The 9,618-nt window shown below is 52.3% G+C and carries 11 protein-coding genes; 4 read left to right on the top strand and 7 right to left on the bottom strand.

Annotated elements, in window-relative coordinates; translation table 11 throughout:
- Together ACTF5Z_RS09830 and gpmI are read right to left on the bottom strand one after the other, a co-directional pair.
- The coding region (locus tag ACTF5Z_RS09830) for a hypothetical protein (protein ID WP_438985478.1) at window positions 1–305 on the bottom strand (305 nt) is incomplete at its 3' end.
- Window positions 292–1,833 carry a 2,3-bisphosphoglycerate-independent phosphoglycerate mutase gene (gpmI, locus tag ACTF5Z_RS09825; RefSeq protein ID WP_438985477.1) on the bottom strand — a complete coding sequence of 514 codons (1,542 nt, stop codon included), beginning with the start codon at window positions 1,831–1,833 and terminating at the stop codon, window positions 292–294. The genes gpmI and ACTF5Z_RS09830, both read right to left, overlap by 14 nt.
- Before the next feature lie 218 nt (window positions 1,834–2,051).
- Between gpmI and ACTF5Z_RS09820 the strand changes: the two genes are divergently transcribed.
- From ACTF5Z_RS09820 to secB, 3 genes are read left to right on the top strand one after another with little or no spacing between them, the layout of a single operon-like run.
- On the top strand, window positions 2,052–2,477 hold the full coding sequence (locus tag ACTF5Z_RS09820) for a rhodanese-like domain-containing protein (RefSeq protein WP_423849451.1): 426 nt from the start codon (window positions 2,052–2,054) through the stop codon (window positions 2,475–2,477).
- Window positions 2,474–2,734: a glutaredoxin 3 gene (gene grxC, locus ACTF5Z_RS09815; protein ID WP_438985476.1), complete on the top strand. Its 261-nt coding sequence runs from the start codon at window positions 2,474–2,476 to the stop codon at window positions 2,732–2,734. The genes ACTF5Z_RS09820 and grxC overlap by 4 nt, the downstream gene beginning before the upstream one ends.
- Before the next feature lie 15 nt (window positions 2,735–2,749).
- The gene (secB, locus tag ACTF5Z_RS09810) at window positions 2,750–3,250 is read left to right on the top strand and encodes a protein-export chaperone SecB (RefSeq protein WP_423854999.1); all 501 of its coding nucleotides are present in this window, start codon (window positions 2,750–2,752) and stop codon (window positions 3,248–3,250) included.
- 4 nt (window positions 3,251–3,254) lie between these two features.
- Here the strand turns inward: secB and ACTF5Z_RS09805 are convergent, their stop codons facing one another.
- The 5 genes from ACTF5Z_RS09805 to glnA all read right to left on the bottom strand — a co-directional run bounded on the left by ACTF5Z_RS09805 (window position 3,255) and on the right by glnA (window position 8,473).
- A complete protein-coding gene (locus ACTF5Z_RS09805) occupies window positions 3,255–3,731 on the bottom strand; it encodes a tRNA (cytidine(34)-2'-O)-methyltransferase (RefSeq protein WP_438985475.1) in 477 nt (158 codons plus the stop codon).
- 18 nt (window positions 3,732–3,749) lie between these two features.
- Window positions 3,750–5,168: a nitrogen regulation protein NR(I) gene (glnG, locus tag ACTF5Z_RS09800; protein ID WP_438985474.1), complete on the bottom strand. Its 1,419-nt coding sequence runs from the start codon at window positions 5,166–5,168 to the stop codon at window positions 3,750–3,752.
- A complete protein-coding gene (gene glnL / locus ACTF5Z_RS09795; protein ID WP_438985473.1) occupies window positions 5,161–6,216 on the bottom strand; it encodes a nitrogen regulation protein NR(II) in 1,056 nt (351 codons plus the stop codon). Before glnL ends, glnG begins: the two co-directional genes overlap by 8 nt.
- A 209-nt stretch (window positions 6,217–6,425) precedes the next feature.
- Complete coding sequence (locus tag ACTF5Z_RS09790) at window positions 6,426–6,959, bottom strand: DUF4124 domain-containing protein (RefSeq protein ID WP_423849445.1); 534 nt, start codon at window positions 6,957–6,959, stop codon at window positions 6,426–6,428.
- Window positions 6,960–7,066: 107 nt separating this feature from the next.
- Complete coding sequence (glnA, locus tag ACTF5Z_RS09785) at window positions 7,067–8,473, bottom strand: glutamate--ammonia ligase (protein ID WP_438985472.1); 1,407 nt, start codon at window positions 8,471–8,473, stop codon at window positions 7,067–7,069.
- 407 nt (window positions 8,474–8,880) lie between these two features.
- Here glnA and ACTF5Z_RS09780 point away from each other — a divergent pair.
- Window positions 8,881–9,618 (top strand): GTP-binding protein (locus ACTF5Z_RS09780; protein ID WP_438985471.1); only part of this gene is annotated, 738 nt, incomplete at its 3' end.

The raw sequence follows: 9,618 nt of genomic DNA, 5'->3' as shown, positions 1-9,618 counted from the left end.
TGTTCAGCTTCCAGTTTTAACAGTTCGGTGTCTAGTTGCGTGAGAGTTAGCCGTTCGTCGGCAATTTTCTTGCGAGTACCAAAAATAGCGCGTTCGCTTGACTCAATCTCAGTCTGATAACGACTAATTTGCGCTGCATTGCGTTTGAGTTGCGCGTCGACCTGGTTGATCTTATCGCTGACTTGTTGCAGCTCTGCGGTCGCTTGTTCTCGATCTTCTGTTTGCGCCTGGCCGCCGCCTGCTGTTGCAGCGCATAACGCGCCGCATAGCAGCAAGCGTACAAAAATGGCTCTAGGCGTTTTCAATCAAACATTGTCCGGTCATTTCCGCGGGAATATCGAGTTCCATAAGGTGCAATAACGAAGGTGCAATATCGGCTAAGCGCCCCTCAGTTTGTTTGAACTTGATATTTTTTGGGCCGACGTAGACAAGCGGCACGTGCTCCGTGGTGTGTTGGGTGTGTAACTGCCCACTGTCGTAGTCGAGCATTTGCTCGCAGTTGCCGTGATCGGCAGTAATGAGTGCTTGGCCTCCGACCTCGGCGAGGGCTTGCTCTACTTGTGCCAGCGATTGGTCAAGCGCTTCGACCGCTTTAATAGCTGCTTGATAATTCCCGGTGTGTCCCACCATATCGCCGTTGGCGTAGTTACAGACGATCAAATCGAATTGTTTTGATCGAATAGCTTCACAGAGTTTGGCGGTGACTTCTGGGGCGCTCATCTCGGGTTGTAAGTCATAAGTCGCGACATCAGGAGACGGGATTAGCTCGCGCTTTTCGCCGTCGAACAGAGTCTCTTGGCCGCCGCTAAAGAAGAAAGTTACGTGGGCGTATTTTTCAGTTTCGGCTATGCGTAGTTGAGTTTTGCCGAGGTCAGCGAGATAGGCACCTAGCACGTTGCTGAGACTCTCGCTGGGAAAAGCAATTTCAGTTGGTAATGATTTGGCATACTCGGTTGCCGAGGTGAAATTAGCAAGCTTAAGCGGCCGCTGGCGCTCGAATCCATTGAAGTCAGGGTCGACAAAACATTGGGTGATTTCGCGGGCGCGATCAGCACGAAAGTTCATAAAAATGATGCTATCGCCGTCTTCGACTCGAATGGGTTCGCCGGTGGAAATTGCGGTGGGCGCGACAAACTCATCATTCTCATCGCGTCGGTAGGCTTGCTCCAGAGCCTCGAGTGACGAACTTGCCGTGTATTTACCCTTGCCCTCGGTAATCAAAGTGTATGCTTGTTCGACTCGATCCCAGCGTTGATCTCGATCCATCGCATAATAACGCCCTACCACACTGGCCACTTGTCCCTTGCCCAGTTCTGTGAATGCGGCTTCCACGGCTTGTAAGGATGCTTTAGCACTGCGTGGTGGCGTATCTCTGCCATCTAGGAAGGCGTGTAAATAAATTTTGGTTGCCCCCCGCTGGGCCGCCAGTTTCATGGCGGCGATGATGTGATTTTCATGGCTGTGGACCCCGCCTGGCGACAAAAGTCCAAAAATATGTACCGCCCCAGCGTGCGCCTGGGCGCTGTCAATCGCTTGACATAGCGCGGCGTTGCTGAAGAATTCACCGTCTTCGATGGCCTTGTCGATGCGCGTGATTTGCTGGTAAATAATTCGCCCCGCGCCAAGACTCATGTGGCCCACCTCAGAATTGCCCATTTGCCCGTCGGGTAGCCCGACGTCGAGACCTGAGCCAGAAATAAGCGAATGGGGGCGCTGCGACCACAGGCGATCCCATGTCGGCGTACTGGCGTTTGCGATGGCGTTGTCTTCTTTCGCTTCGCGGTGACCAAAGCCATCAAGAATAATCAGTAGGGTAGGTGTTTTGTCGGGCACTAGTAGGGGTCTCCGAGAGTTTGACGCTAGGTGTTTACTACTTGCGTATTGTAACGGAAGCGGACTCCGCCGAGTAGGGCTGGTGTCGAATCGGGATTTGCGTTTCTGTGCACCCTTGCGGGCTCCGAGCGCTGGTGAGACGCCGCTTGAGCCTGTATACTGCGCCGCTTAGCTGGTAAATCTACACGGGCAAGCTTCAGCCTCTGAATGGGTAGGTCATGAACACAAGTTTATTTTTGCAGTTCGTTGGACAGCAGTGGATCTTATTTGCTGCGCTGGCGGTGTTGATTGTGATGTTTATTCGTCACGAGTTATCGCGTGGTGCGCCCGCGTTAACGCCACAGCAATCGATTGCTCGCGTGAATAGTCACGGCGGCGTATTTTTGGATATTCGCGAAGCCGCAGATTACAAAAAAGGCCACATCGCCGATAGTGTCCACATCCCCAATGCCAAGTTGGGTTCGCGAGTGGGCGAGCTTGAAGCTTACAAAGATAAGCCTGTGATTGTTGTGTGTCGTATGGGTCAAACAGCGTCAGGCGCTAGCAAGCAGTTGTTGGAAGCCGGTTTCAGCGACGTCTACAAGATGAAGGGCGGCATGATGGAGTGGGATGCGTTGCAATTGCCGGTGGTCACCAAGTCATGACGCCAGAAGTTGTTATTTACACCACGCGATTTTGCCCCTTCTGCATTCGCGCCAAGCATTTACTCAATGCGAAAAATATTCGGTACAAAGAAATAGCGGTCGATGGCGATCCGCAGCTGCGTCAGGAAATGACGCGTAAAGCGGGGCGTACCTCGGTACCACAAATTTGGATTGGAACCACCCATATCGGCGGTTACGATGACATGGCTGCGCTCGAGCGTGCCGGTAAACTCGATACATTTTTTAACCAACCATAAATGGAGGACGGCTACATGGCCGACGAGCAAACTACAGCAGAAGCAGGTGCAGCACAGGCGCCAGAACAACAATTCGTGATGCAGCGCATCTACACCAAAGACGTCTCTTTCGAGTCGCCAGCAACGCCCGGTGTGTTTCGTCAGCAGTGGCAGCCCAAAATCAACATCGATCTGAATACCAAGAGCGACAAAATCGATGAAGAGGGCAACTTTGAAGTGGTTCTTACCATTACGGTAACGGCTAAAATCGAGGACGAGACCGCGTTTTTAATCGAAGTTCAGCAAGCCGGTATTTTCTTTATTAAAGGCTTCGAGGGCGAGACCCTGCGTCGCTTGTTAGGCACGGCAGCGCCTAATATCTTGTTCCCTTACGCGCGCGAAAGTATCGACACGATGGTGGTTAAAGGCGGGTTCCCAGCTTTGATGCTGGCGCCAGTAAATTTTGATGCGCTGTATCAGCAGGCTTTAGCACAAGCTCAAGCGCAAGCTGCTGAGCAAGGCGAAGCCACTCACTAGGGTTTTAGCTCAATCCCTCAAACCCTGTCTGCCGCAGTGCTTCGTACAGAATCACTGCGGTGGCGTTCGATAGATTCAAACTTCTTGATTCAGGTGCCATCGGAATACGAATGCGATATTCGGCCGGGGTAGATTCGATGATACTCAGGGGTAAGCCTCGAGTTTCTGGGCCCATTAAAATAATGTCGCCAGACTGAAAAACGGCCTTTGTATGAGCCTGAGAGCCCTTCGTTGTGCAGGCAAAAACACGTGTGCTCGGGCTTTTAGCGCAAATAGCTTGTAGGCACTCTTCCCAGTTGCGGTGGTTGGTTACCACGCTGATGTCGCGATAATCCATGCCCGCACGACGGAGGCGCTTTTCGTCGAGGCTAAACCCCAGCGGTTCAACCAGATGCAGTTCGCAGCCCGTGTTGGCACACAGGCGCATAATGTTGCCTGTGTTGGGTGGGATTTCGGGTTCAAATAAAACAACGTGAAACATGGCGCTAGTGTAAGACGCTTAGCTCCGGCTGGATAGTTCCAATTCCTTCATTTTGCGCGTTAGCGTGTTGCGGCCCCAGCCTAGCAGTTCTGCAGCGTCGCGTTTGCGGCCGCCGGTGTAGTTTAGGGCCGCTTCAATGACGATGCGCTCGAATCGCGGTGTTGCCTCGTCCAGAATATGCTGTCGCCCTGACGCTAATTGGGTGCTGACCCACTCGCGGAGCTGTCCACCCCAATCTGAGGGCGAATCTATCGTCTGGTGAACAGTGGGTTCGCGTAACTCCTGAGGGAGATCATCAATGTGGATTTCCCGTCCTGATGCCATAACGGTGATCCATCGGCAGGTGTTTTCTAACTGGCGCACGTTGCCGGGCCAGTCGAGTGTGCACAGGTATTTCTCGGTTTCAGGCAGCAGAACTTTTTTCTCGCCACCCAATTCCTCGGCAGCGCGCTGAAAGAAGTACTGCATCAATTTTGGAATATCTTCGCGTCGCTCAGCTAAGCGTGGAATATGAATCCGAATGACATTTAAGCGGTGAAATAAATCCTCGCGGAAATCGCCTTTGCGAACCAGTTCTTCAAGATTCTGATGGGTTGCAGCGATAATTCGAACATCGGATTTTACCGCGACGTGCCCGCCTACTCGATAGAACTCACCGTCGGCAAGTACTCGAAGTAGCCGTGTTTGGGTTTCGGCGGGCATATCGCCAATCTCGTCGAGGAACAGGGTGCCACCGTTGGCTTGTTCAAAGCGGCCCTCACGTTTTTGAGCGGCACCGGTAAAAGCCCCTTTTTCGTGGCCGAATAACTCTGACTCCATTAGGTCGCGAGGTATCGCAGCCATATTAAGTGCGATGAATGGCGCACTGGCACGAGGTGAATGGCGATGTAATGCTCGAGCGACAAGCTCTTTACCTGTACCCGATTCGCCGTTGATCAACACCGTAATATTGCTGTGCGCTAAGCGTCCGATCGCACGAAACACCTCCTGCATTGCGGGCGCCTCGCCAATGATCTCGGTGGTAGGAAGCGCCTCCTCTTTAGCCTCCGAGGTCTTTAAAGTTTTGCGGCGATGTGAGATGGCGCGTTCGGTGATGGCAATTACATCGTCGATATCAAAGGGTTTGGGTAAATATTCGAACGCACCTTGCTGATATGAGGCGACCGCGCTTTCGAGGTCCGAGTGCGCTGTGGTAATGATGATAGGTAGTTCTGGGAGGCTCGCGTGTAGCTCGTCTAGCATGGCGAGCCCGTCGGTTCCCGGCATTCGAATGTCACTGATAATGGCGTCGGGTTGTTCGTATTTGATCTCTGCCAGCAGGCTGTCGGCTTCTTCGAAGCACCGGCATTTTATCCCCGCCTGGGTGAGAGCGCGTTCTAGTACCCAGCGGATCGAATCGTCGTCGTCTACGACCCACACGTTTGAGGTATCACTCATGATCTAGCTCCAAGGGAAGGTATAGTGAGAATAAGGTTTTGCCCGGTTCGCTCTGACACTCGAGCAGACCGCCATGGCGATTGATAATACTTTGCGATATCGACAAGCCCAGGCCTGTACCTTCCGCCCGGCCGGTGACCATGGGCAAAAAGATTAATCCCATTAGCGCTTCGTCGATGCCTGGGCCGTTGTCCTCGATATCGATTTTACAAACTAAGCGGTGGCGGATTGCGCCAATCGTAAACTGACGCAGGACGCGGGAGCGCAGAGTAATCAGGCATTCGTGCTCACCGTCGTTGGCCTGAATAGCGTTTAAAGCGATATTAAGGATGGCTTGAATCAGCTGAGCGCGGTCCCCAATAATGTCTGGGAGGCTTGGGTCATAATCGCGCTCGATCCTGACCTTTTGGTCGCTCTCGACTTCGAGCAGGCGTCGCACGTGCTCGAGCACTTCGTGTACATTCAATGGGAGTCGGTCTACGGGTTTATTCGGGCCAAGCAGACGATCGACCAGGGCTCTTAGGCGATCGGCCTCACGAATAATAATCTGAGTATATTCAAGTTGATCGGGGTCTTCGAGTTCGCGGGCCAACAATTGTGCCGCTCCGCGGATACCGCCCAGTGGGTTTTTCACCTCATGAGCCAGTCCGCGGACGATTTGGTGCGTCGTTTCAGTGGTCTGCAGGAGATTTTGTCCTCGGCTGATGCGCATGATCCGATCGACTGGGTGTAGCTCAATCAACAGACTGCCATCGCGATCGGGTCTTGATGGGGTTATCGTCAAATCAGCTGTGACGGGCTCGTTGCCATTATTTTGCAGCGTAACGCTGCGTTGTGTGATGGGCGTATGGGCTTCAATGGCAGCGCGTATTTGAGGCACCATTTCGTCTGCATTCTTCAATAGGTCAATAAAATGAGTGCCCGCCAAGCGGGCTTTCGAGGTGGAAAGCATGGCTTCGCTAGCGGAGTTCATGGCGCAAATACACAACTCACTGTCCAGTGTTATTACACCGGTGCTTAAGCTATCGATTGTATCTATTGGGGCCATGAGTGCCTTCCATTTTATAGGCAGACCGTGATCTGCCAGCAAATGCGAATTATTCGCTAACACCTAGCAAGAATGACGCCAACTTTTGGTGCTGATCGAGACCCAAGAAAACGCCATTTGGCGCAAAAATCGCGAGTGTAGCGGGTGTTTTGTCGAGCGCTGCGCCCTATTTGAGCACAGCTCAAACTCAATTGCACCAATTTGGTGCGCTAGTTGCGATAGAGTTTGGAGGGTCTCAGTACATAGACGCGAACAGGGCGTGATTGTGAGAGCACTTTACCTGAGTTGCTCACTGCCTGAATCGACAGATCGTGAGCGCCACGAAGTACATTTGTCAGGCCCCAAGTACTGGTGCTTTGAGGTCTGCCGTAAGGCTCACCGTTGAGGATGAGTTGCAATTTATCGCCATTTTCTAGCGCAGGGCTAACCGAGGCGCTGAGCGAGAAGTTGCCCGGTCCCATAGGAATGGTCGTGCTGTCTGGCGGGCTGGTGATGGTGATGTCGTAGTCGATATTGCCTTCTGGCTTGCTGTTGTCGATACGGGCGTTGCGCGCACGCTCCGGCGGCGGTGCACTGATATTGATTTGATTGAGCTCTACGGCGCTCGACTCTTCTTGGGTGCTTATGGGCGGCTTATCGGTGAATGTAATGTTGCCATTTGCATCCACTACTTTGTAAATTCGGGTCTGCCCCTGTGCGAAGCTAGAGAGCGTTAGCATCAAAAACAACAGAGCAATTCGCATTTAAAAACCGAGTGTTTCTTAAGGATATCCAGACTAGCAGAGCGGATCGTTTGTGTCAGCAATAAAAAAGCCCGCCAGTGGCGGGCTTTGTGCTTGAGCGGTGTCGCTTAGCAGGAGTAGTACATGTCGAACTCAACGGGGTGGGTCGTCATGTTCAAGCGGGTCACTTCTTCCATTTTCAGGTCGATGTAAGCATCGATCATGTCATCAGAGAATACGCCGCCTTCGGTTAAGAATGCGCGGTCTGCGTCCAGTGACTCAAGCGCTTGCTGCAGCGAAGAACATACGGTTGGAATCGCCAAGGCTTCTTCTGCTGGCAGATCGTAAAGATCTTTATCAGCGGCGTCGCCAGGGTGAATCTTGTTCTTGATGCCATCAATACCCGCCATCAACATCGCTGCGAAGGCCAAGTATGGGTTAGCCGTTGGGTCAGGGAATCGTACCTCTACGCGCTTGCCTTTAGGGCTTGGCTCGTAAGGAATACGAATCGACGCAGAGCGGTTACGGGCTGAGTAAGCCAACATAACGGGTGCTTCGAAGCCAGGCACCAAACGCTTGTAGCTGTTGGTAGACGCGTTAGTAAATGCGTTCAGGGCGCGAGCGTGTTTGATGATACCGCCGATGTAGTACAGTGCAGTATCAGACAGTCCTGCATAGCCGTCGCCAGCGAACATGTTAACGCCGTCTTTGGCGATAGACTGGTGAACGTGCATGCCTGAGCCGTTGTCACCGACCAATGGCTTGGGCATAAAGGTCGCTGTTTTGCCAAAGCCATGGGCAACGTTCAATACGCAATACTTCAGAATTTGAACTTCGTCGGCTTTTTTCACCAGGGTGTTGAACTTAACGCCGATCTCACATTGACCCGCGGTGCCCACTTCGTGGTGGTGTACTTCAATGGGTAGGCCCATTTCTTCCATGGCGATACACATGGCCGCGCGTAATTCGTGCAGCGAATCGACTGGTGGCACGGGGAAGTAGCCGCCTTTAACGCCTGGACGGTGACCGGTGTTGCCGCCATCGTAATGCAGGTTTGATGCCCATGCAGCTTCTTCGGAGTTGATGGTGTAGCCTGCACCGCTGATGTCTGCGTGCCATTTGATATCGTCAAACACGAAGAATTCAGGCTCTGGACCGAAGAATGCGGTGTCACCGATACCCGTTGTTTTCAGGTAGTCTTCTGCGCGTTGTGCAATCGAGCGAGGGTCGCGATCGTAACCCTGCATCGTGGTAGGTTCGATGATGTTGCAGCGAACGATAACGGTCGCATCATCGGTGAACGGGTCTAACACAGACGCAACGTCATCGGGCATTAAGATCATGTCTGATTCGTTAATGCCTTTCCAGCCGGCGATCGATGAGCCATCGAACATTTTGCCGTCTTCGAAAAAGTCTTCGTCCACTTCTGACGCAGGAATGGTTACGTGTTGTTCTTTACCTTTGGTGTCGGTAAAGCGTAAGTCCACCCAGCGTGCTTCACTGCTTTTAATAAGATCCAGAGTATGCTCTGACATTGTAATTCCTCCGTTGATTGCGGGCTTTTGCCTGTTTGCGGTTGTGTGAACCCCAGGTGTGCCGTAATGGTGATCCTTGGTTCAAAATCGCTAACAACTCAAAAGCAATATGTATGCCATGTTTATTGTGCACCGATTTTGGTGTTTTCGCACTGTTTTTGTGGGTTTGAAGACAGAGCGGATGGATCTAAACAATATTTTTGTGCCATATTGGTGCGAGCGGGTACCAATTTGGTGCGCCGCTGGCCGTGGCGAGCTTTTTGAAGGTGAGTAGCGTAGCGGTGGGCAGATCTTTTTGCGCTGGGGATGTGATGATGTAACGGTAATACTGCCATAGCTTGCATTCTCGGCCTACTGTATACTGCGCGCCATTTTTGGCCTAGCCCATCCTACTGAGGTAAACCCCCTTGACTAGACAGCTCCGCAATATCGCGATCATCGCGCACGTTGACCATGGTAAAACAACCTTAGTGGATTGTTTGTTACAGCAATCGGGCACTCTTGATCGCCGTTCAGATGGCGCTGAGCGTGTCATGGACAGTAACGACCAAGAACGTGAGCGTGGTATCACCATTTTGGCGAAAAACACGGCGATTCGTTGGTCCGACTATCGTATCAATATCGTGGATACACCCGGGCACGCCGACTTTGGCGGCGAGGTAGAGCGTGTATTGTCGATGGTCGATTCGGTATTGTTGTTGGTCGATGCTGTCGATGGCCCAATGCCACAGACGCGCTTTGTAACCTCTAAAGCCTTCGAGCGTGGTTTGAACCCCATCGTTGTAGTGAACAAAATTGATCGCCCGGGCGCGCGGCCAGACTGGGTTATTGACCAAGTGTTTGACTTGTTCGACCGTTTAGGTGCCAACGAGACTCAGTTGGACTTTCCAATTGTTTACACCTCAGCTATTCAGGGTATCGCCGGCTTAGATCCTAACGACATGGCGGACGATATGGCGCCTTTGTTCAACGAAATTATCGAGCGTGTGCCTGAGCCAGAGGTTGACGCGAATTCACCATTGCAAATGCAAATTTCAGCTTTGGACTACTCGAGCTACGTGGGTGTTATTGGTGTGGGGCGCATTACCCGTGGCAAATTAAAGCCCAATACCCCGGTGGCTGTTGTTGATCGAGAAGGCAATAAG

Origin of the sequence: Aequoribacter sp., from assembly GCF_965659035.1 — a bacterium.
GTDB lineage: Bacteria > Pseudomonadota > Gammaproteobacteria > Pseudomonadales > Halieaceae > Aequoribacter.
The sequence above is the reverse complement of the archived record's forward strand: the minus strand, read 5'-3'. Positions and strand labels throughout refer to the sequence as shown.

Bases quoted from the DNA above. Each gene is read 5' to 3' on its own strand.
- ACTF5Z_RS09820 (WP_423849451.1), top strand. From the start codon at position 2,052: ATGAACACAAGTTTATTTTTGCAGTTCGTTGGACAGCAGTGGATCTTA.
- grxC (WP_438985476.1), top strand. From the start codon at position 2,474: ATGACGCCAGAAGTTGTTATTTACACCACGCGATTTTGCCCCTTCTGC.
- secB (WP_423854999.1), top strand. From the start codon at position 2,750: ATGGCCGACGAGCAAACTACAGCAGAAGCAGGTGCAGCACAGGCGCCA.
- ACTF5Z_RS09805 (WP_438985475.1), bottom strand. From the start codon at position 3,731: ATGTTTCACGTTGTTTTATTTGAACCCGAAATCCCACCCAACACAGGC.
- glnG (WP_438985474.1), bottom strand. From the start codon at position 5,168: ATGAGTGATACCTCAAACGTGTGGGTCGTAGACGACGACGATTCGATC.
- glnL (WP_438985473.1), bottom strand. From the start codon at position 6,216: ATGGCCCCAATAGATACAATCGATAGCTTAAGCACCGGTGTAATAACA.
- ACTF5Z_RS09790 (WP_423849445.1), bottom strand. From the start codon at position 6,959: ATGCGAATTGCTCTGTTGTTTTTGATGCTAACGCTCTCTAGCTTCGCA.
- glnA (WP_438985472.1), bottom strand. From the start codon at position 8,473: ATGTCAGAGCATACTCTGGATCTTATTAAAAGCAGTGAAGCACGCTGG.